This is a genomic window from Coprococcus sp. AM11-30B (genome assembly GCF_027674365.1).
Classification (GTDB): Bacteria; Bacillota; Clostridia; order Lachnospirales; family Lachnospiraceae; genus Allocoprococcus; species Allocoprococcus comes.
In genome coordinates this window covers 16,302-39,457 of record NZ_JAQDVB010000008.1, presented here as the reverse complement: position 1 = coordinate 39,457, position 23,156 = coordinate 16,302, and the positions used below count along the sequence as shown (strand labels likewise).

Genomic DNA, 23,156 nt, shown 5'->3' with positions numbered 1-23,156 from the left:
TTCTTTCTGTCTAATTTTTCTTGTCCATCAATCCGAACTGTATCGTAACGCAGGTCGCAATAATCAGTCCAAACATATAGAACGAATATTTCAGTACATTAAGCGGTGATACATCAGCAAGTGCCGTAATCATCAGCATACCACCATCATGTGGCATCAGTGCAATAAATGCGCAGGCAAAGATATCCACCAGACTGGCAAGTCTCTTCGGTGCGATCTTATATTTTTCCCCGATTTCTTTTGCGATCGGACATGTAACAATGATTGCGATCGTATTATTTACCATAGCTGCGGAAAGGATACCTGACATCAGTCCGATTCCATATTCCGCGCCACGTCTGCTCTTGATCTTGCTGCTGATCGCGCCCACCAGCCATTCAACACCGCCATATTCACGTACAAGACCGATGATACCGGATACAAGAATGGCAACGATACTGATGCTGAACATATCACTCATACCACTTCCAATTGCCTGGATCCATTCAAAAAATCCACAGCTTCCGACACAAAGTCCAATGATACCGGATGCAAGTATTCCGACAAAAAGGACTACCGCAACATTAACTCCCATAAGTGCCGCAATGAGAACTATGAAATACGGAAGAACTTCAATAATATTGTAACTTCCTGCTTCAATCGCCCCACTTCCTACTCCGCCAAAAATCGAGTACAGGATCATTGCCACAATTGCCGCCGGAAGAGCAATGAAAAAGTTCATTTTAAATTTGTCTTTCATCTCAGAACCACATCCTTCTGCTGCGGAAATAGTTGTATCTGAAATCATGGAAAGATTATCACCAAAATATGAGCCTCCGATAACTGCTGCACCGACGACTGCCACATTCAGGTGTGCACCCTGTGCTACATTAATAGCAATTGGCGCCATTGCAGCAATCGTTCCCATGGATGTCCCGATTGATGTAGAAATAAAACAACACATCAAAAATACGCCCGGAACCAACAATTTCACAGGAATAAAATGCAGACAGAGATTTACAACTGAGTCTTTTCCTCCCATTGCCGCCGCTGCTCCCTGGAATCCGCCGGCCATCAGATAGATCAGAACAATCATCATAACTCCTGAATTTCCCATATTTGTCGTCATAATATTCAGTTTATCTGCCACATTCATTTTTCTGCTCAACAACAATGCTACTGCACAGCCTGCCAAAAGGGCCACGTGACGCGGAAATTTTCCAAATGGTTCCGTGACTCCCATTAGTGTAAATGTAATTCCACACCCTACATAACATGCAAGAAATACAATCAGCGGAAGAAATGCTGCTGCTCCAAGATTTTTCTTTTGTTTATCCATCTTACTTGTCCTCTCATCCTTTTTTTCTAATTTGCCAAATGTTTATCCAATGCATCCTTAAGCTGAGTCAGTGCCTGTTCCAAAGTCACACGCGGGCAGGCAACATTGAATCTCTCGAACTGAGCGGTCTCCGGTCCGAAGATAATTCCCGAATCCAGCCACAGTTTTGCCTCTTCAAGCACCAGCTGTTCCAGTTCTTCATTACTAAAACCGTAACCAGAGAAATCAACCCATACCAGATAGGTTCCTTCCGGCTCTACCATCTTCGCTTTCGGGAAATTCTCTTTCACGAACTTGCTCATATATTTTACATTTTCATAAATATACTGCACCAGTTCATCTACCCACTCAGCACCTTTGGTGTAACATACCTTGACTGCAAGCTGTCCCATCAGGCTTCCCTGGCTGTAAGCTGCCTGTGTATTCGCCCACTGGTATTTCTTCCGTAATTCTTCATTTGGAATAATGATATTCGCCGGCTGAAGACCAGCTACATTAAAGGTCTTTCCAGGTGAGCTGTAAAGTGCAAGGATCTCGCGGTATTTTTCATCCAGATTCATGCAACTTGTGAAGGTATGTCCCGGGAAAATGAAATCACAATGCATTTCATCCACCATCCAGATTACATTGTATTTCAGACAGATTTCTGCAACTCTTTCCAGTTCTTCTCTTGTCCAGACCCTGCCGACCGGGTTGTGCGGATTACAGAAGATCAGCGCTTTTACGCCTTCCTCCTGAATCATTTTTTCCATCTTTTCAAAATCAATTGAATAATGATTATTCTCATAGCGAAGCTGGCAGTTTACCCGTCTTCTTCCGTCATTCTTGATGACTTCGCTGAACGGATAGTAAACCGGCTGCATAACCATCATGGCATCTCCCTCTTCGGTGAATGCTCTTACGCTGGTTCCAAGTGCATAGACAATCCCAGCACCAAGTGTTACCCACTCCGGTTCGATCGTATATCCATAACGTGTGGAGAACCAATGGTTCATTGCTGCAAAATATTCATCCAGCGGATCCGTATAACCAAAGATTCCATGGTCAATTCTCTTGTGGAATTCATCCAGAATTTCATCCGGAAGACGGAAATCCATGTCTGCCACCCAGAGCGGAAGCAGGTCATCTCTTCCCTTTCGTTTCATTCCGAAATCATATTTCAGGCAGTCCGTTCCATGTCTGTCGATTACTTCATCAAAATTGTATTTTCCCATCTTATGCCTTCCTCCTTTTCGCAAAATTCTCTCGTTTTTTATACCTCTTTTTGTTAGACATGTCAATGTTTTTTCTATGGCAGTATAAAATAGAATGTACACTGACCCAATAAAAATAGCTGTGAATTGAACCGCCTTCCAATCGTTAGAATTTAGGTCTAACTTTTGGGGCAGGTTCAATCCACAGCCATTTTTCCTTATGATTCTTTTATTTTATCGTATGCAAATATATGCCATATACACTGCATACATTCCAAGCATCGTAGCGCCTTCTCTTCGGTCGATCATTTTTGAAGTCCATGCAAACACCAGAACAACAAGACTCATCGCAATCAGTACAACCGTATCAATGATATTATCGGTAAGAAATTTCACTGGACTGATGGCAGCTGCAACTCCAAGTACCAACAGGATATTGAAAATATTAGAACCGATCACATTTCCGAGTGCCATATCCACTTCATTCTTTCTTGCCGCAACAATCGATGTTACAAGTTCCGGAAGACTGGTTCCCATCGCAACGATGGTAAGTCCGATAAGTGTCTGACTGAGTCCGAATGCGCTTGCAAGTGTTGAAGCACTGTCTACAACAAAATCACCGCCAAACTTGATTGCGATCATGCCGCCAACAATAAATAATGTACATTTCCAAAGTGGCAGGATCTGAATTTCTTCGTCTACTAATTCTCCCTCTTCGAGCATCATCTGACTCTCTTTGTGTGCTGCTCTTGCTTTCTTGGCAGAACCAATCATCCAGATCAGATAAGCTGCAAAAATAAGGAGAAATACACCGCCATCTAAATGTCCTAAAAGCATCCCGACATATCCAAGCACCATCAGCAAGGCCGCACAGATAATTGATAATGGAAACTCTTTTTTCAATGTATCTTTTTTTATCGTAAGAGGTGCAAATAACGCACAGGCTCCACAAACAACCATCAAGTTGAAAATATTCGATCCGACAACATTACTTACCGCAAGTGAATTATTTCCTGTCAGGGATGCCGTTACACTGACCGCACATTCCGGAAGGCTGGTTCCCATTGCAACGATGGTCATACCGATGATCATCGATGGAACATGAAGCTGCTTCGCAACAGAAGAACTTCCTTCTACAAAATAATCTGCTCCTTTCATCAATAGAGCAAACCCTATAATTAAAATAATGATTGATTTTATAAGTGCCATGACCAAAACCTCTCTTTTAAATACTTCCTACCAAATTGCAACTTCCACTATAAAACAAGAAAATTTGGCTGTCAACTCTAAAGGCAGGGATTCGTGATATTTCACAAATCCCTGCCTTTTACTTGTTCTACCGAATAAAATTTGTCGGAATCTTTGCTTCTTTTTCCGGAAGTCCAAACTGCTCTTTTCCAAGTGCAATACTCTTCATAAGGAAAGTCATATTTCTTGCAAGTGTACGCATCGTCTGCCTTCCTTCCTCATCCTTTTCGGCCTCTCCCGGTGCTGCCCCATGGATGCTGTTCCAGTACTGGCTGGATGCAACCGGCATTCCGGAAATGGTAAAATATTTGTTCAGCTCATCAAATGTCGCAGAACATCCGCCACGTCTTGCACAGGCAACGCTTGCTCCCACTTTCATCGTTTTATCAAAATGACTGCTGTAGAACAGTCTGTCAAGACAGGCGATCAGAGTTGCATTTGCAGACGCATAGTACACCGGACTTGCGATTACAAGACCATCTGCTTCTTCAAACTTCGGAGCTAACTCATTCACTACATCGTCAAAAACACATTGTCCTTTTTCGTAGCAGGAACCACAGGCGATACAGCCGCGGACTGCTTTGTTACCGATAACAACTGTCTCAACTTCTACTCCGTTTTCTTTGAAAATATTCTCCATCTCTTTTAATGCAATGGCTGTGTTTCCGTTTGCTTTCGGGCTTCCGTTGATCATAAGTACTTTTAAATTTTCTTTCATGATAATGATTCTCCTTTTCTGACAATTTACTACTTCTATTCTATCACTTTTTTTGGGTTTTGCAGAAAATGTTGTCCCGTTTTATTTTCTTATTCGCCGTCAATCCTGACAACGCTTACTTTCCTTCCCCTTCCGGGAAAATAATCTTATTTACGAAGAAGAATACCACCATCGATACCCCTCCATTCAACACTGTCGTTCCAATATTGTATAACCATCCCGGCACAAACATCCCGGCTACCGCAACCCAGATACAGTTGATCGAGTTTACGATACAGGTAACAATACAGAATGCGATCAGATACCAGAATGCCTGATACCATACTTTTCCTTTACTGCGGAATACAAAATTTCTCTGGATCGGAAAGTTAATACACTCTCCGACTACCATCGCGATCATGTACGCACAAAAATAAGGAAGTCCGCCATGTGCGGCGTCATATCCGATGATGTTCCACTTGAAAGTCTCACCGAATAAAGTAATGTCAATTCCCGGAAATCCGAAATCTACTTTTGGAAGTCCTGCAAATGCCAACGGCAGGAACAACAAGAGTAAATATTTGAGCACTGTGATCAGGTTGCTGACGATCACGAACAGACCGCCCTCCCGGATCCATTTGGAAGCTCCTGGCTGTTTGCCGCAAAGTGCTTTGGACATGCGGCGATTCCTTTACTCTGGATTCCACGCACATAGGCTGCTGCCATCTTTCCTGCGTGATACGGATCCTCTGAAAAATATTCAAAGTTTCTTCCGCACAGTGGACTTCTCTTGATATTCAGTCCCGGTCCAAGGATCACATTGACTCCCATGGTAACTGCTTCTTCCGCAAGTGCCTCTCCGATTTCTTCTCCAAGTGCCTCATCCCAGCTGTTTGCAACGCCTGCTGCCGTCGGGAAACAGGTCGCCGGAAGGCTGGCGTTTAATCCAAGATGATCCCCTGCTCCTGCCTGCCTTCTCAGCCCGTGAGGCCCGTCTGACATTGTCATCGATGGAATTCCATATTTTTCAAAATCTACCGTCTCCCATGTATTTTTACCTGACATCATCCGTGCTTTTTCTGCTAATGTCATTTGTTTTATGATATTCTCATACTTCATTTTCATTTTGAAACCACCTTATTTATTCTATCTCTGTTTCTTTTCCTGCTGAAAATAGCATAACACAGAAAGCAGGCTGTAAAAGCCTGCTTGCATAAATGGTTGAAAATTCTTCACGAACTGCATTTTTAATTACATTTTTCAGTTATAACTTTTTTATATTTTGCTTTACTGCGCAGTTGAAAAATGATAATATTTATCAACATAATACATTTAACCGGGAAGCCGGGGGACGTGCTGCACCCGCTCCGAGCCTGTCGGAGGTGGTGCTAATGAGTACATATGAAGAATTACAACTCATCGTATCCGTTGCGGTACTTATTGTTGCAATACTTAATTATACACATAAAAAGTAGCCGTCCTAAACTTTTGGCGAGTTGACGACTACTTTCTAAACTAGATTATTTTCGCCGGAGTGGGTAAATTGCGGTTACCTTCCGACTTTCCTGTTAAGTGTATTATAAAGCACATATATAAATTTGTCAAATACACAAAAATAGTGCAATAGCAATGCTACTACACTATACACTAAAGTGGAGAATACGAGATTCGAACTCGTGACCTCCTGCTTGCAAGGCAGGCGCTCTCCCAACTGAGCTAATCCCCCATATGACGTTTGCGACTTAATTAAAATATCACAAACGTCCCTCTTTGTCAACTGTATCTGCTGATTTTATAACAGCTGTATCATTTCTACAGCTGTATTTATTTTGCTCAAATATTCTCTACTATTTCTTTTCCGTATTTTTATACGCCGTCTCATAGAACACTTCCTGTGAATCCAGCTTTTCTTCATTGATATCACGATCTACATAATCGCCGTCTGCAGTCAGTTCTTTTCCTTTTTCGTCATCCTTCATCATCGTATCAAACATTTCATCCAGTCGTGCACGCAGTGTATCATCCAGAACCGGAGCTGCAACCTCCACACGTCGGAGCGTATTTCTCGTCATATAATCAGCCGATGCAATATACACTTTTTCTCTGTCCGGCGTTCCGAAACGATAAATACGGGAATGCTCCAGAAATCTTCCGACAATGCTGATTACTTTAATATTTTCTGTGTATCCTTTGATACCAGGAATCATACAGCAGATTCCACGGACGATCATTTCAATCTTCACACCTACCTGTGATGCTTCCACAAGCTTCTCAATGATCACTTTATCAGTCAGTGAATTGATCTTGATTCCGACATACGCATCTTTCCCGTTCTTTGCGTGACGTATTTCCTCATCGATCATATCGAGTACTTTATTCTGGAGACATTTCGGTGCAACCAGCAGGATGTGCGTTTCCTCTATCGTCTCACCGCGCAGCAGACATGCAAATACTTCTGCCGCTTCTTTTCCGATTTCCTGCTTTGCTGTGATCAGTGACAGGTCTGTATATAAAGTAGAAGTCTTTTCATTATAGTTACCGGTTCCGATCTGAGTAATATATTCCAGACCTTTATCTGTCTTTCTGGTGATCAGGCAAAGTTTTGAATGTACCTTGAATCCATTCAGACCATAAATTACACGGCATCCGGCTTCTTCCAGCTTTCTGGAATATTCAATGTTACTTTCTTCATCAAATCTTGCACGGAGTTCAACCAGTACCACCACTTCTTTGCCATTTTCCGCTGCCTCAACCAAAGCATCTACGATTTGGCTTCGAACTGCCAGACGGTACAAGGTCATCTTGATGGACACTACAGAATCGTCTCTTGCCGCTTCATAAAGCAGGTTGGTAAATGATTTAATATTTTCAAATGGATAAGATAACAGAACATCTTTCTGCTCAATCTGTGCGATCAGACTTTCTTTTTCTTTCAGCTGCGGTGTCATTCGCGGACTCCTCTTCTGATAGAACAGCTTTTCCTTTTCTGCTCCTTGCATTCTCAGATAATTCTGGATTGCAAATACAAATGATAAATCAAGTGGTACTCTCGACATAAATACGTGGTTTTTATCCATATGAATATATTTGCAGATCTCTGCGATCAGCTTTTTGTTGATCTTTCTGGAGAATTCCATGCGGACAGGATTCATACGTTTTCTCTGCTTTACCAGATTTTCCATGGCATCTCTGTAATCCATATCTTCATCATAAATGGTTTCTGTATCAATATCCGCATTTCTCGTAATTCTCAGGAGAGATTTTTCTTTGATTTCATATTTTTTAAATAATTTCGGCAAAAAATGAAGAATCAGTTCTTCCGAGAGCATAAAGGTTCCCGGTCTGGTCGGAATGTCGATCAGACGCTTAAATACATTGTTACTGCACGGAATGATCGCCGTTTTTGTCTTTCCACCCTTCGTTGCAAGCAGTGCAACCGCATAGATCTCTTTATTCTGTAAGAATGGAAACGGCTGCTGTTTGCTGATGATATTCGCAGACAGATATGGTGCAATTTCATTATCAAAGTAAGTTTCCAGTAATTCCCCTTCTTTTCCTGAAAGCTTGTTGAAATTGATAATCCGGATTCCCTGCGGCTCCAATTCTCCCATTAACTGCTCGTAAATAACTGCTTTCTTTATATCAAGCTTTCTTGTTGCATCAATAATCGCTTTTACCTGCTCTTTGCTGGTCATATTGGTTTTATTCTCACGGACTACTTCCGATGATTCCATCTGATCCATCAGTGTACCTACCCGCACCATATAAAATTCATCCAGATTAGATTGATAAATAGACGCAAAAGTAAGTCGTTCTGCTAAAGGTACTCTCGGATTCCCTGCTTCATTTAATACCCTCTCATTAAATTTTAACCATGACAGTTCCCTGTTCATCATATATGGTTCTGGTTTTAACTGCTTCTTTTTCATTTGTCTACTTATCTCCTTTTGCTAATTTGAATATTTTATAGCTACGCTTAAGAATTAATTATACATCTGAATACGCTTTCATATCTACCTTCTTAAAGAACTGTTTTTGTAAAATTCATGTAAAATGATGCTTATACCAACTGACTTCCATATAATTCCCGGTCGGTAATCTTTGGTCATCTTCATTTCAATACTTTGCGATATCCCAAATATCCTGAAATCACACCGAACAGAATTCCTCCAAGAACATCTGTCGGATAGTGTACATACAGATATAACCTCGATATTGCGATCAGACATGCCAGCACAAGCGCAAATTTCCAAAGCTTCTTTTCACCTGCCAGGTACAAAGCTGTTACCGAAGCAAACGAAGCTGCCGTATGTCCGGACGGAAAAGAATAATCATGAAGCTTTGCTACCAGAAGGTGTACACCTGTATTCACATCATATGGTCTTGTCCGTGCTACAAGATTTTTCAAGACAATATTGCAAAGTAATACATCTACTACTAAAGCAACCACCATAACCGCACCGCTTTTTCTCGTTTTAGGAATCAGAAGCAATACTATGCTCAACACAATCCATATAATTCCTGCATCCCCAAGTCTTGTGATAAATACCATGATTTTATCCAGAAAAGGCGTATGCAACGTCTGGATCCAATCCAAAATACTTAATTCAATGTTCATAAATTTCCTCCTGCTTTCTTCATCAGTATTTTTACTTTTCTATAGAATAACATAGATTACAGTTTATATGAATTTTTAGAATTACAAATTTTTTACAAACAATCTTTTGAAAAATGACGGTTACACAGGGCGTAACTTCAACCGTCCCGGATTTCAGGCAATGCTTGCGGAAGCCGAAGCAGGGAAAATCGGCACAATTATCGTCAAGGATATGAGCCGTTTCTGCAGAAACTATCTTGAGGTCGGCTTTTATACCGAGATTCTGTTCCCCAAGAAGCAGATACGCTTTATTGCAATCAATAACAGCGTGGCCAGTGACAAGCCGCAGGATAACGACTTCACCCCGTTCCTCAACATAATGAACGAGTGGTATGCCAAGGACACCAGCAACAAAATAAGCCGAGCAAGAAACGGTGGAAAAAGCCGACACCGTAACGGCGAAGCTGAAAGACGATTCCAAACTTCCCCAGACCGGTGATACAAGCAACCTTGCACTGTGGATTGCCCTGCTGTTTGTCAGCAGCGGTGCTGCCATTGGTATAACGGTTGCCAGCAGGAAGAAAAAGCATAACAAATAATTGAATAGTGTTCCCTTGCTCCAGCTTCCGGGCAAAACAAAAGCGTCGTAGCAATACGGCGCTTTTTTGTTACCCGGAAGTGACAAACAGCGGCTTTTGAATGGTTGGCGGTAAAGGATACCGCCGTCAAAACAAAGCCGCTCATATCGAAAGAAAACGCCCAAAATCGCCCCGAAACCATACAACGGGAAACGGTTTTGGGCATTTCTGCGTTTCGGGAACAAATCGGCAATTAGGCAGCGCAAAGGAGGTGTCCTCTATGCCCCGTATGCCGAAATACCTCAAGGAAGAATGGGCGTTCTTTCTTGATGAGCGTGGCAGGAAGAAATATAGTAAGTGAATTTTGATGCCAAAAAAGAAACTCAATCTATTTGCCAGTAAATGCAATTATCACCGCCTCATAAGGACGCAATATATTTCCTTCTCTGCCGTCCTCATAATTCTGGATCCAGACTTCCCCGTCTTTCCACTCATCAAGCAATGGGCAGCTAACTTCCTCATCCGTAAAGTTTGTACATACCAGCATCTTTGTATGCTCATCTGTTCTCGTATAGGCGAAAATTCTCTCATCTTCCGGCAGAAGAAGTTCAAATTTTCCATTCACGAATACTGGATTTTCTTTTCTTAACTGAATCAGCTTCTGATAATAGTAAAATACCGAATTTTCATCTTCCAGTGCCTCTTTCGCATTAATCCTGATATAATTTGGATTCACTGCAAACCATGGTTCTCCTGTTGTGAAGCCTCCGTTCTTCTCACTGCTCCACTGCATCGGAGTACGGGCATTATCACGACTTCTTGCGTAAATAGAATGCAGGATTTCTTCTGGATGATATCCTTTTTCCAGACGCTCTTTGTACATATTCAATGTCTCAATATCTTCATATTCTTCAATGCTGTCAAACTGCACATTCGTCATTCCCAGCTCTTCTCCCTGATAAATGTAAGGAGTTCCCTGCATTCCATGAAGCATTGTCGCCAGCATTTTTGCCGACTCTTTTCTGTATTTTCCGTCATTTCCCCAGCGTGACACGATTCTAGGAAGATCATGGTTATTCATGAACAGACTGTTCCATCCTACCTGATATAAAGTATTCTGCCACTTTGCAAGGCATTTTTTCAGCTTTACCAGATTCAATGGAATAGTGTCCCATTTTTCCTTTCCTTCTTCCTGATCAAGCATAATGTGCTCAAACTGGAAAACCATGGAAAATTCACTTCCATCCGGATTACTATATTTCTTTGCAATTTCCGGTGTTGCTCCCCAGGCTTCTCCTACAGTGATCATGTCGCCCTTCTGAAATGTTTCCCTGCTTAATTCACGCAGAAATTCATGCAACTTTGGTCCATTATTTGTGATCTTAAGATCTGGCTCTTTTGCAATCTGATCAATTACATCCAAACGAAATCCGCCTGCCCCTTTTTCCATCCACCAGAGAATCATATCATAGAGCTCTCTTCTCACTTTCGGATTCTCCCAGTTCAGATCCGGCTGTTTCACTGAAAATTGATGAAAATAATACTGTCCCAATTCTGGAACCCACTCCCATGCCGGTCCACCGAATACAGAATTCATATCGTTTGGATAAACGTCTTCTTCTCCGTCACGCCACACATAATAATCATGATACGGATTGTCTTTACTTTTCTTTGCTTCCAAAAACCATCTGTGTTCATCTGAAGTATGATTCAATACAAGATCCATCATAATTCGGATTCCGCGTTTCTTTGCCTCCACAAATAACTGTTCCATATCTTCCATTGTTCCGAACATTGGCTCAATATCCTGATAATCTGAAATATCATATCCATTGTCATCCTGTGGAGAACGATACACCGGTGAGAGCCAGATTGCATCTATTCCAAGTTTTTTCAAATAAGCCAGTCTGCTGATAATTCCTGGAATATCACCTATTCCATCTCCGTCCGAATCTTGAAAGCTTTTCGGATAAATCTGATATACGACTGCATTTTTCCACCATTTATTCTTATTTTCCATACCCAATTTCGATATCTCTCCGGCAGATTATCTGGTTCTACCGGGATATCCTCTCCTTTCTTTACATGCTCTCTAAATTCTACGAATGAGTGTTCCGTTCACACCAAGTATCTCTCCATCAAATTCTCGGGCAAAAAGAATCTTTCCATTTCCTTTTACTTTTATTTCTTCCTCCGATGCATTTAATAGAACCTCAATTTTATTACCTTCTTCATCTAATTTTATATATTCTACACATCGATCATTTTTGTAAGTATCCGGAAAATGGAAATGCGGGCTTCTGCACATTTCCTCGTTTCTTCTAAGCATGATCAGTTTCCGCATCATTGCAATTTTTTCCTGATTCTCTTTGCTTTCGATCTCGCTCCATGGCATACATCTTCTGCAATCCGGGTCATGTGCACCTTCCATCGCAATCTCTGTTCCGTAGTAAATACAAGGACTTCCCGGAAGTGTGAAGAGAATTGCAAGTTGCTGATAGAATTTATCCAGATTATGAAAACGGTTCATAAGTCTCTCTGTATCGTGGGAATCCAGCAGATTGAAGAGTACATCGTTATTCTGCTGCATATACATAGTATAACAACGATTTACCATATATTCAAATTCCTCTTTTTTCATCGTTTTATCTAGAAAAAAGTCATGGATTCCACTGAGCAGCGGGTAATTCATAACGGAATCATATTCATCTCCTTGCAGCCACTGGCTTGCATCGTGCCAGATTTCTCCCAACAGATAAATGTCCGGTTTTATCGTTTTTAAATGTTCTCGCATCCGCTTTAAGAACCGATGTGATACTTCATTTCCCACATCAAAACGGATTCCGTCTATATCAAATTTTTGAATCCATTCCTCGCAGACCTTACAAAAATACTCAATTACTTCTTCATTATTCGTATTTAATTTTGGCATCGTATCTGCAAATGCAAAAGAGTAAAAGCGCCTGTCTCTTGTGTCTGCTCGTTTTCCGATCTCTTCCCAGTCTTCTATCATAAACCAGTCCGCATAACGGGAATCTTTCCCATGCTCCAGTACATCCATCCACGGCGCGAATTTTCTTCCGCAGTGATTAAATACTGCGTCAACCATAATACGGATTCCTTTTTCGTGCGCTTCCCTGCAAAGTGCTTTCATCATTTCTTCATTGCCGAAAGCCGGATCAATCTTTGTATAATCTGTAGTATCATATTTGTGGTTAGATTCTGCTTCCATGATCGGATTCAGATAAATTCCGGTAATTCCCAGCTCCTGAAGATACTGTAGTCTCTGACGGATTCCCTCCAGATTTCCTCCGAATTTTTCCTGATTTGTCACTGTTCCGTGATTTCTCCACGGTGTGATATCATTTCCATTCTTTTCCGGTGTCCCATTGCAGAACCTGTCCGGGAAAATCTGATACCAGATCGTATCATTCACCCATGCAGGTGTGCGGTTTATATCTGCTGGATTCATCCATGGTACAATAAAACACTGCTGCATACGGCCATCCATCTGAAGCTGTTCTTCTGTCAGGAAACCGTCTTCAAAATAATACCAGACTTCCTCTTCTGTTCTCAGCTCAAAATAATATTTGCATCTTTTATATGCAGGAAGAAGCGTTGTTGTCCACCAGATTTGATAAGGCAGACGTTTTTTATAAATAATTTCCTCTCTTTTTCCTGTCCATTTTTCATTTCCACCCAGAATCCCGGCCTCATAAGGATCTCCGTAATGGATAAACACCTGTTTTACATCATACCCGGTCTTAATATTTACAATCAGTCTGTCCTCATCCAGAGGATAACTCATCTGCTCTGATGTTTTATGATATACACCGGTAAATTCCATCTTATTCTTCCTCCAATTTTTCATAAACACGCAGGATTTCCCCTACACTCCACGCCTGTGCAAAACATCCTTTTGAAGAAACCGGAATCTCTCCATCATAAATTTCAGGGAGCTGGCCAATACATCCTTCACGCATTGCACTTTCCAACACTTCCAACTGCTTTGCCACAATCTCTTTTGCTTCTCTTGAATCTTTATTTACTTTTAGATAGGCGAGATAATATCCACCCATCGGAAAATTCCAGACAGTTCCCTGATGATAAGCAAGATCTCTTTTTATCATCTCTCCACCATAACTTGCATGAAACTCCTCGTCTTTTGGATCTAATGTCCGAAGTCCATAAGGCGTATACAACCTTTCAAACACTGTATCTACAATCTGTCTTTCTTTCTCTTCGTCCAGCATAGTAAACGGCATAGACACCGCCCATATCTGATTACAGCGAATTTGTGTATCTGCCTTTGTTTCTGAGATTACATCCTTCAGGCAGTGTTTTTCCTCCATCCAGAATTCTCGTGCAAAAGATTCTTTCACTTTCTGTGCGAGTTCTCCATATTTCTGCTCTTCATTTTTCTTCAAAACTTCTGAAAACTTTTGCATGATACAAAGCGCATTATACCAGTAAGCATTGATCTCCACCGGTTTCCCATGTCTTGGTGTCGGAAGGATTTCTCCCACACGTACATCCATCCATGTCACCTGATCCAGCCCCGCTCCGGCACTGATAAGACCATCTTCTTCCATATGGATATTGAAATTTGTTCCTCTCTCATAACCGGAAATAATCCTTTGCATTACCGGATACATTTCCTCTACAAATTTGATGTCCTGAGTTTTTTCATAATATAACCACACGCAGTTGATAAATAATAGTGCCGCATCTACAGTATTATAAAGTGGCTCATTCTCCCCCTCCGGAAACAGATTTGGCATCAATCCATCCTTTTCATAAAATGCAAATGTCCGCAAGATTGATTTTGCACTTTCAACTCTTCCTGTGGAGATGCAGATTCCCGGAAGTGCAATCATTGTATCTCTTCCCCAGTCTTCGAAAAATGGAAAGCCGGCAAGGATGGTCAATCCATCCGTAGACTCTCTTTTTGAAAGGAACTTGTCTGCACTACAAACCAGTGTCTGTGCCAGTTTATTTTTCAAACCTGAAGTCTTTATAAGCTTCTCTTGATAATGGATCTGCTCTTCTTTTATTTTATCAAATATTTTTTTTGCGTCTATACCTTTCAGACTTTCCATCGAATAAATCACTGTTAAATCTGTCTCTTCTCCTGGCTTTACCCGTTTTTTAATCTGATACACTGCGCTTGCGGTTCCATTTTCCCGTCTTCCGTCACATTCATCGTAGCGATAAAAATACGTTTCTTTCTTTTCCTGAAAGCCCTCTACTTTCCCATTTGTTTCAAAGAAAAGATCATACTCTCCATCGGTAATCTTTTGCGCTTGTCTTGAAAAGATCTTATCTTCTTTCAAATCTTCCCCTTTAGGTTCAAATTGAAAAAACGGAGTTACACAGAGAACTGCTTCTTCCTGACCGCGGTTTTTCAGATGATAATTCAATGCAATCTGATTGCTGCCCTGTGCCATCACAATCTCTTTTTCCATCTCCACTCCACTTATCAGATAATTCCATACAGGAAGAGTTTCAAAAGAAAATTCCGTAAGATAGCGATATCCTTCTTCTTTTGTTCCATCCGCAAATTCCTGGGTTGAAAGAACATACTTTGATTCTCCAATACCTAGTTCTTCTTTTATACGATGAACCATATTTACTCTGTGATTTGGAGCTTTCGTACATGCCATGAATACCGAATGATCATTTCTTGCCACAGCTCCGGTCATCGTAAGCGAAGAAAAACCTCCCAGACCATTAGTTAAAAGATAGCAGTTTTCAAGTCCTCTCTCCAACGTTTTCCAATCCTGTCTGCCATAGATCCACTTCATTTACTACTCCCCCTTAATCATTATTTACGTCCAAGTATCAACACGCTCTGCGGTGCAGCTTCTATCTGTCTGTCTGCACAGATTCCTTTTTTCCAACACCAGCTGTCATCTGCATCGCTTAAGATTTCCCAGCCATCATCCAAATATTTCACTTTATAACTACTTTTTTTTGCATTGTAAATTATCTTCACCTGACTCCATCTTGATGCTTCATCATTGAGCACAGTAAAACCTACTACGTCTTTTTCTTTCCACATATCCGTGATTTGTTTATAACTGTCTTTTGATTTGTCACAAAGTCCGGAGAGCTGTTTTCGAAGTGCAATCAATCCCTGATAATAATGAACCAGTTCCCTATTTTCCCATGCCTTTTCCCAGTTGATACGATTCAGGGAAATCGGAGCCTTAAAGGTATTATCCTGTCCATCTTTTGTACGGGCAAATTCTTCTCCTGATAAGAAAAACAATGTTCCCTGACAAGTCATATAAACTGCCGCTGCCATTTTATTCAGCCTCATACATTCTTCCTCCGGGACTGTCTCTTTTAATTTATCCCACAGGGTATGATTGTCATGTGCTGATACATAGGTAACAATCTGTGAAGGTGCTTTGACATTCTCAAATCCTTCCGCCTGATAAGGATTTACACACCATGCTGCCACACTTGCAAGCATTTCATCTTCTTTTCCTTCTGCACCGTTTATAAACCCGGCTTCCTTTGCACGTAGTGCAGAGCCTTTGATTCCATCTCGAGTACTGTCACAGAACGCTCCGATATTTTCATCCAGAAGCCCAATATTTTCTTTTGCTGCCAGTTTTCTGCCGCCTTCTACTGCCGACTGATCTGCTGCCCAAGGTTCTCCGTAAATAATCTTCTTTCCTTTTCCGTATCTCTGATCCAGTTCACTTCGGATCCGATTCATCAGATCTACATCCAGAAGTCCCATCAGGTCAAAGCGGAATCCGTCAATATGATATTCCTCTGTCCAGTAAAGCACTGATTCCAGAATATATTTCGCACACATCTCTCTTTCGCTTGCAACATCATTTCCACATGCAGAACCATCGGAGATCTTCCCATCCGGAAATACCCGGTAAAAATACCAAGGTACAGTTCTCTGAAACCAGGAGTCCAGTGAATAAGTATGGTTGTAGACAACATCCATGATTACACCAAAACCAGCTTCATGAATTGCCTGGATCATTTCTTTCATTTCCCGAATTCTAACTTCACCATGTCTGGCATCTGTCGCATAGGAGCCCTCCGGCACATTGTAATTGACTGGATCGTACCCCCAATTGAATTCAGTATCTTCCCCTGCTTCATTTACAGAACCATAGTCATACATCGGCATGATCTGAATGTGTGTCACCCCGAGTTCTTTTAAATAATCCAGACCGGTCGGATGAATCCCATCCTTATTCAAAGTCGTATGTCTACACGTAAATGCTTTGTATTTCCCACGATATTCTTCTGTAAAACCACCCGCCTTATCCCATGAAAATTCTTTTATGTGAAGTTCATATACGATTCTCTCCGGTCCTTCTTCTGGTGTCTGATCTTTTTCCCATCCTTTTGGATTGGTCTTTTTCAGATTCACTGCCATGCTGCGCAATCCGTTAACTCCGCATGCCTTTGCATATGGGTCTGCTGATCGGACTTCTTCGCCATTGCGTGTAATCAGATAATCATAATAAACACCGTGAAGTTCTTCTTTGCTCTCCCAACTCCACACACCCTTTTCTTCTTTTTTCATCGGAATCTGCTTGTATGCATTTCCTCCATCTCCTGTCTGATACAGGTTTAAACTAATGCATTCCGCCTGTGGTGACCACAGGCGGAATGTCGTTCCTTCTTCTGTACATTCTACGCCAAGATTATTTTCCTCATAAATATAATTTTCAAGAAACTCTTTTGTAGAATAATATTTTTTTAATTCTATTTTATCTTTCATCATCTTTCTTATCCTTTCACTGCACCTGATACTCCATCTACATAGTATCTCTGCATGAACAAGAACAGAATCGCAATCGGAATTGAAATCAGAACTGCCCCAGCTGCAAAACTGGTGTACCAACTGTCAATATATTCTTTTTCCAACATTTTCCAAAGTCCAATTGCAATCGTATACTGGTCTGAGTTTGCTCTGCAGATTACCTTTGCAAAAATGAAATCGAGCCACGGAGCCATGAAAGATGTCAGCACTGTATATACAATGATCGGCTTACTAAGTGGCAGTGTGATCTTGCTGAAAATCTGCCATCTGGTACATCCATCCAAAAGTGCAGCTTCATCAATTGCAACCGGAATTGTATCAAAGAATCCTTTTGCAATCTGGAAACCCAGTCCTGCACCACCGGAATAACATAAGATCAGAGCCAGTTTAATCAGGTTTCCTTCTGTAAGTCCCATCGCCTTTAAGATAAAATACACAGCGATCATGGACATAAATCCCGGGAACAATCCCAGAATCATTGCCATGTTCATATATGGTTTTCTCATTTTAAATTTCAGTCTGGACAAACAGTAGGAAACTGCCAGCACATAAAATGCTGATAAAATGCAGGAACAAATTGCAATAAACAATGTGTTCATAAACATCTGCGGGAAATTCAAAATGGATGTATCAGTAAACAGTTTTATATAGTTATCAAGCGTAAATGCTTTCGGGAAGAAGGTTGATACGTAAGAGCCTTTTTCCGCACGGAAGCTCGTCAGAATTACCCATACAATTGGGAAAAGCCAGATAATTGCCAACACCGCAAGAACAATATGTACGATCGTATTGTTGATCATTTTCTTCTTTTTTGCAGATTGTAATTTCTTTCCTGCCATGATTAAAATCCTCCTTCTTCTTTATAGGATTTACTGTTACGGTATGTAAGAAGGCAACCGATTGCCAGAATGATAAAGGTCATAATTCCGATTACCGCACCAATATTATAGTACTGTTTATCAATTGTCAGTTTGTAAAGCCATGTAACCAGAAGGTCTGTCTTACCTGCAGTTGAAGAAAGGTTTGTTACCGGATCTCCTCCTGAAAGAAGATAAATGACATTGAAGTTATTGACATTTCCCGTAAAGGTTACGATCAGATACGGTGTTGTCACATACAACATATATGGCAGCGTGATCTTTGTAAATGTCTGGAATGCATTTGCTCCATCCACTTTTGCGGCTTCATAAAGTTCTCCCGGGATGTTCTGAAGTACACCTGTCAGCTGAAGCAGTGTATACGGTACTCCTACCCAGACATTGATGATGATAACAGTCACTCTCGCCCATGTCGCATCTGTAAAAAACGGAAGGCTTGCATCACTTGCAATCAATCCAATATTTCTGAGAAGTACGTTGACCGCTCCTTCCGGCTGCAACATGGTACGCATGATCAAAAGAGATACAAACATCGGCACTGCACAGGAAAGAACAAAACAAAATCTCCAGAATCCTTTTGCTTTTGTTCCCTTTCTGTTAATCAGAAGGGAAAGGATCATTCCAAAAATATAATTGCTGAAAGTTGCAAAAAACGCCCAGATGATCGTCCATCCCAAAACAGACCAGAAGGTACTTCCAAGAATACTTTCGGAATCAAACAATGTCTTGAAATTATCAAGTCCCACCCAGTCAAACAGCATCAGATGGTTGCCGATACGGCTGTAATTAGTAAATGCCATACAGATCATGAACACCAACGGAAGTACAGTAAACACAAAGATGAATGCCGTTGGTGGCGTCATAAACAAGCGATACAGATTCTCATGCAGAAAGGATTTCAGATCTTCTGCAAATGTATTTACATGCATTCCCGCTTTCTGAATACATTCTGCTTTATATGCACTTCTTAAGGTTCCTCTCCATACAAGGATCATAAGAATTGTCAACAAGATTGTCGCCACACCATAAAGTAAAATCAGAACGGACTGATCTCCTTTTGTATAAATATAGATTTGCTTCGCTTCATCCCATACTTCTTGCTGCTGCACAGTTCCAAGTGTCCGTAAACCACCGATAAACCCAATTCCATTTACTGCCATAAAGACGATGTAGGCAATTTCAACTGCCAGATACAAAAGTCCTTTGATAATCTGACCATGTACAATGTTTCCAAATCCCATCAGAATCATGGAAAGCTTAGTCTCTACTCCACCTTTTTTCACTGCATTTTTGCAGGTATATGGCGTTGGAAATTCATTGATTTTTTTCTTAAACATACTCATTCCGCTCACCTCTTAATTAATTCCATTGCTGTTCATTGCTTCATTCATTGCTTCCGTCTGTTCTTCGGCATTTTCGTGTGTCACACTCTTGTTACGAATTCCTTTTCCCATATTCTCGACCGGTGTCCAGCAATTACTCATGGATGCCACGAACGGCTGGAGTATTGATGTATTATTAAAGGTATCATTCTGTGCCTGAACAAGAGGATCGGATGCAATATCCTTTTCTTTCAGAAGTTCTGTATTACATGGAATCACGGTTCTCATCTCGTAGTGTGCTCTCTGTGCATCACTTCCTCCCAGATAAACAGCAAGTGCAACTGCCTGTTCCATACATTCACTATGTGCATTAACTCCGATTGCCTTTGAACCGGCATATGCTAGCATCTGCTTCTCTTGTCCGTTAATTGTATAAGTCGGAAGCGATGAAACTGCCATATTCTCTCCAAGTGCTTCTTTTATTGCATTTGCATCCCACGATCCGGTAAACATTGCCTTTACACTGCCATCACGAAGTCCTGCAAGTCCTGATCCATCTGCATCAATTTTAAAATTTGGATTTGCTGCCAGATCAATTGCATAATTGGTTGCTTCCACTGCCTTTTCTCCTGCAAAATCAACTCCTTTTGACTCATCTGTTCCATCTCCAAACAAGGTGCATCCATTTCCCAGATAGAATGCCGGAAGATACCACGAATTAGTGAATGGGAAGGATACTGTTCCTTTTTCCAGCATCGTATCCAGATTTTTCACATCTTCTTCTGAAAATACAGACTTGTCATAAAACATATACCAGGTATTAGTTGTAAACGGAACCCCGTAAAGTTCTCCGTCAACCGTCAACGAATCTAGAAGCTCTTCCGAGTTGGTTGATTCAATCTCTTCTTTATACTTTCCACCAAATTTTGCTACTGCATCCGCATCTGTAAGCGATGTGATCCTATCATTTGCATACAAAAATACATCTGCGCTTGCTTCCGGATCCTGTGCCACCTGATCTGCGGCAGTCGCTTCGTCAGCTACTCCATAGACAAATGTAATATCCCATTCCGGGTGCTCTTTTGCAAAATTGTTACACATTGTCTGAAGCCATTCACCACTGTCTTTTGACTGATCTTCGGATGGAGACCATACCATCAGTCTGACTTTTTCTGACCTTTTATCCGCCGTACTGCTCCCGCATCCGGTTAGTGCTGCTGCCACCAGCGTTACAGTCATGATTCCTGTTAGAAATGTTGCTAGCCCTCTTTTCATCGTCTTTCTTCCTTTCATTTTCTGTTTCGTATTGTTTCGTTAAACTTAATATACGTCTTTTTCAATTTTTCGTCAATCTCTTTTCAATCCGCTGCTTTTTTTTGTTATTTTTTCACATTTCCAACCTTGTTTTTTTGTGCATTATTTTTTATTTTCTTGTTTTCGAAACTCGTCTAAACTTTTATTCTTCCTATAGTTCATTGCTTTTTACTATATCATTGTATATAATAAAATAAGATTTATTTTCCTACTTCATGAAAGGATCACATATTATGACTACAATCCAAGATATTGCTGATAAGATGAATGTTTCCAAGAGTACTGTATCCAAAGCACTCAATGATGCACCTGATATCAGCGAAACTTTACGGAAACAGGTTTTAGAAACTGCTGTAGCCCTGGGTTATACTAAACTACGTCGTTATAAGAAACCCGTAAAAAAAATCTGTATTATAACAGAAAAAGAGAATATACAATACGAAGAGCCACATCATTTTGCCTATGACATTCTGCTTGGTTTTCGCCAAATGGCTGAACCAGCCGGTTTTGATATTGAAATCGTACCTGTGGACGTTCAAATGCAACGGAACCAACGTTATGATGTTTTTATGTTGGAGCATGATTACGTAGGAGCTTTTGCAATCGGCTTTTCCCTGAACGACCCTTGGATTCAGGATTTTAAAACCAGCCACACTCCTGCCGTGCTTTTCGATAACTATATTATTGGGAATCCTTCTACTGCTTATGTAGGTATTGATAATGATGAGGGAATGGAACTTGCTGTCTCTTATCTTGCCAGACTTGGGCATCGTAAGATTGCCTATCTCAGCGGTTCTCTTGGCTCTCAGATTCTTCAGATACGACATGCAGCCTTTCTCCGTGCCATGCACCAGCATGGACTGAAGACTTCTTCTGATTCTACCGGCTGCTCTTATTATTTGTCTGAATGTATGGAAAAGCACCTGCCTCGGTTTCTGGAAAAAGGAATGACTGCTATCATCTGTAGTCAGGACACTCTTGCCAATTCAGCCCTTATCCAGTGTCAACAACTAGGATACAAGGTGCCTGAGGATATCAGTATTATTGGATTTGATGATATTCCGATTGCAGCATATACGTCTCCTCCATTGACTACAGTCAGACAAGACCGGCTTGAACTTGGGAAAAGCGGGTTCTTTGCACTATCAAGCCTGCTTAATAGCATTTCAATCAGTACATTTTTGTTACATGCGCAGCTAATTGAACGAAAATCTACGGGAGAAGTTCCTGTGACATAATATTTATCTAATTATTTTTATACAAAAAGGTTAGGAAACTCCCTTTCGGTTGTTTCCTAACCTTTTTTGATGGCATCTTTTATATTTTCCCAGTCCTATCCTAACCATATACCCAGCTTATTTTTTTCTATATTTTAACGGAGAAACTCCATATGTTTTTTTGAAGCTTCTGATAAAATAGCTTACATTCTGATATCCACTCTGCATTGCGATCTCTGTAACAGGAGTATCCGTATCTTGTAACAGCTGTTTTGCATGCTCTAACCGTAAATGTGTTATATATTGCGAAAGTGTAATATGAAAATGTTCCTTAAAATATCGCGATATATATTTTTCCGAAAGATGAAACTGCTCACCGAACTCTTTTAATGATATCTTTTCCATAAAATTCTGCTGTATATATGAAATCATTTCTTTTTCTATCGTATTTCTCCCGCTTTTATCATTTTCAATTACAAAGCCCCTCTCCCACATTTCAAGAATAAATTGTAAAAGAATTATTTTTGTCTTTATCTGAGCAGATATTATGGACTCAGTTTTCTTATTTTTTGCCACATATATTTCAACCAACTGCTCACATAGTTCTTTTGCTGTATCTTTTACTCTTGGACTTATCATCAGATGACCATTTTTTAACGGCTCCAGTAATTTAGCATCCAACATGTCATTTATACAAAAAGATATGTATTTTAACGGAAAAAGGAAAGTAAAATAATCCACTGTACCAGTCTGTGAACCCATAAAATGCAGATTACCCGGCGACACTACAAAAGCATCCCCGGGGGTTCCAATATAATTTTCTCCTGATATACTAACAGTCAAAAAACCACTTTTTACATATATAATTTCCAGTTCATCATGCCAATGAACCGGTATCTGAAATGATCGTCCTTCATTTTTTATATGATATGTACTAAACGGATCATCCTTTGTACCATGTGGTTTATTTTCCTTTAATTCAAAGTACATAAT

The 23,156-nt window shown here is 40.7% G+C and carries 16 protein-coding genes, 1 tRNA gene and 2 pseudogenes; 2 read left to right on the top strand and 17 right to left on the bottom strand.

What is annotated here, in order from left to right; translation table 11 throughout:
* Nucleotides 1-10 precede the first annotated feature (10 nt).
* The 9 genes and pseudogenes from PGU50_RS06825 to PGU50_RS06785 form a co-directional block, all read right to left on the bottom strand.
* Nucleotides 11-1,318 (bottom strand): Na+/H+ antiporter NhaC family protein, encoded by a 1,308-nt coding sequence (locus PGU50_RS06825; RefSeq protein WP_270246503.1) that lies wholly within the window; start codon nucleotides 1,316-1,318, stop codon nucleotides 11-13.
* A 26-nt stretch (nucleotides 1,319-1,344) separates the two neighbouring features.
* Nucleotides 1,345-2,532: a MalY/PatB family protein gene (locus PGU50_RS06820; RefSeq protein WP_270246502.1), complete on the bottom strand. Its 1,188-nt coding sequence runs from the start codon at nucleotides 2,530-2,532 to the stop codon at nucleotides 1,345-1,347.
* Between the two features lie 213 nt (nucleotides 2,533-2,745).
* Nucleotides 2,746-3,720: a calcium/sodium antiporter gene (locus PGU50_RS06815; protein WP_270246501.1), complete on the bottom strand. Its 975-nt coding sequence runs from the start codon at nucleotides 3,718-3,720 to the stop codon at nucleotides 2,746-2,748.
* Between the two features lie 127 nt (nucleotides 3,721-3,847).
* On the bottom strand, nucleotides 3,848-4,477 hold the full coding sequence (locus tag PGU50_RS06810) for a flavodoxin family protein (protein ID WP_117824198.1): 630 nt from the start codon (nucleotides 4,475-4,477) through the stop codon (nucleotides 3,848-3,850).
* Nucleotides 4,478-4,592: 115 nt separating this feature from the next.
* Nucleotides 4,593-5,135, bottom strand: coding sequence for a GtrA family protein (locus tag PGU50_RS06805; RefSeq protein ID WP_117824199.1), 543 nt, complete (start codon nucleotides 5,133-5,135; stop codon nucleotides 4,593-4,595).
* Nucleotides 5,099-5,581: pseudogene (locus tag PGU50_RS06800) on the bottom strand (glycoside hydrolase family 3 N-terminal domain-containing protein); the annotation flags it as partial. The gene PGU50_RS06805 and the pseudogene PGU50_RS06800, both read right to left, overlap by 37 nt.
* Before the next feature lie 528 nt (nucleotides 5,582-6,109).
* Nucleotides 6,110-6,182 (bottom strand) — tRNA-Ala (locus PGU50_RS06795).
* 121 nt (nucleotides 6,183-6,303) lie between these two features.
* Nucleotides 6,304-8,385, bottom strand: a complete 2,082-nt coding sequence (gene ppk1, locus PGU50_RS06790; protein WP_270246500.1) for a polyphosphate kinase 1 — start codon at nucleotides 8,383-8,385, stop codon at nucleotides 6,304-6,306.
* A 182-nt stretch (nucleotides 8,386-8,567) separates the two neighbouring features.
* Complete coding sequence (locus tag PGU50_RS06785) at nucleotides 8,568-9,074, bottom strand: phosphatase PAP2 family protein (RefSeq protein WP_117835194.1); 507 nt, start codon at nucleotides 9,072-9,074, stop codon at nucleotides 8,568-8,570.
* Between the two features lie 112 nt (nucleotides 9,075-9,186).
* On the opposite strand from PGU50_RS06785, the pseudogene PGU50_RS06780 reads away from it, so the two are divergent.
* Nucleotides 9,187-9,483: pseudogene (locus tag PGU50_RS06780) on the top strand (recombinase family protein); the annotation flags it as partial.
* Nucleotides 9,484-10,019: 536 nt separating this feature from the next.
* On the opposite strand, the gene PGU50_RS06770 reads toward PGU50_RS06780, so the two are convergent.
* From PGU50_RS06770 to PGU50_RS06740, 7 genes are all read right to left on the bottom strand, one after another.
* A complete protein-coding gene (locus tag PGU50_RS06770) occupies nucleotides 10,020-11,651 on the bottom strand; it encodes a glycoside hydrolase family 13 protein (protein WP_270246499.1) in 1,632 nt (543 codons plus the stop codon).
* A gap of 72 nt (nucleotides 11,652-11,723) precedes the next feature.
* On the bottom strand, nucleotides 11,724-13,478 hold the full coding sequence (locus PGU50_RS06765) for a glycoside hydrolase family 13 protein (protein ID WP_117824204.1): 1,755 nt from the start codon (nucleotides 13,476-13,478) through the stop codon (nucleotides 11,724-11,726).
* A 1-nt stretch (nucleotide 13,479) separates the two neighbouring features.
* Complete coding sequence (locus tag PGU50_RS06760) at nucleotides 13,480-15,435, bottom strand: amylo-alpha-1,6-glucosidase (protein ID WP_270246498.1); 1,956 nt, start codon at nucleotides 15,433-15,435, stop codon at nucleotides 13,480-13,482.
* 20 nt (nucleotides 15,436-15,455) lie between these two features.
* Complete coding sequence (gene pulA, locus PGU50_RS06755; RefSeq protein ID WP_270246545.1) at nucleotides 15,456-17,390, bottom strand: type I pullulanase; 1,935 nt, start codon at nucleotides 17,388-17,390, stop codon at nucleotides 15,456-15,458.
* A gap of 8 nt (nucleotides 17,391-17,398) precedes the next feature.
* A complete protein-coding gene (locus tag PGU50_RS06750) occupies nucleotides 17,399-18,271 on the bottom strand; it encodes a sugar ABC transporter permease (protein WP_118688643.1) in 873 nt (290 codons plus the stop codon).
* A 2-nt stretch (nucleotides 18,272-18,273) separates the two neighbouring features.
* Nucleotides 18,274-19,653, bottom strand: coding sequence for a carbohydrate ABC transporter permease (locus PGU50_RS06745; RefSeq protein WP_117824206.1), 1,380 nt, complete (start codon nucleotides 19,651-19,653; stop codon nucleotides 18,274-18,276).
* Nucleotides 19,654-19,665: 12 nt separating this feature from the next.
* Nucleotides 19,666-20,907: an extracellular solute-binding protein gene (locus PGU50_RS06740; RefSeq protein ID WP_195502574.1), complete on the bottom strand. Its 1,242-nt coding sequence runs from the start codon at nucleotides 20,905-20,907 to the stop codon at nucleotides 19,666-19,668.
* A gap of 272 nt (nucleotides 20,908-21,179) precedes the next feature.
* Here PGU50_RS06740 and PGU50_RS06735 point away from each other — a divergent pair, with 272 nt between their 5' ends.
* On the top strand, nucleotides 21,180-22,184 hold the full coding sequence (locus tag PGU50_RS06735; RefSeq protein ID WP_118199627.1) for a LacI family DNA-binding transcriptional regulator: 1,005 nt from the start codon (nucleotides 21,180-21,182) through the stop codon (nucleotides 22,182-22,184).
* Between the two features lie 117 nt (nucleotides 22,185-22,301).
* Here PGU50_RS06735 and PGU50_RS06730 read toward each other — a convergent pair whose 3' ends face one another.
* On the bottom strand, nucleotides 22,302-23,153 hold the full coding sequence (locus PGU50_RS06730) for an AraC family transcriptional regulator (RefSeq protein WP_270246497.1): 852 nt from the start codon (nucleotides 23,151-23,153) through the stop codon (nucleotides 22,302-22,304).
* Nucleotides 23,154-23,156: the final 3 nt, after the last annotated feature.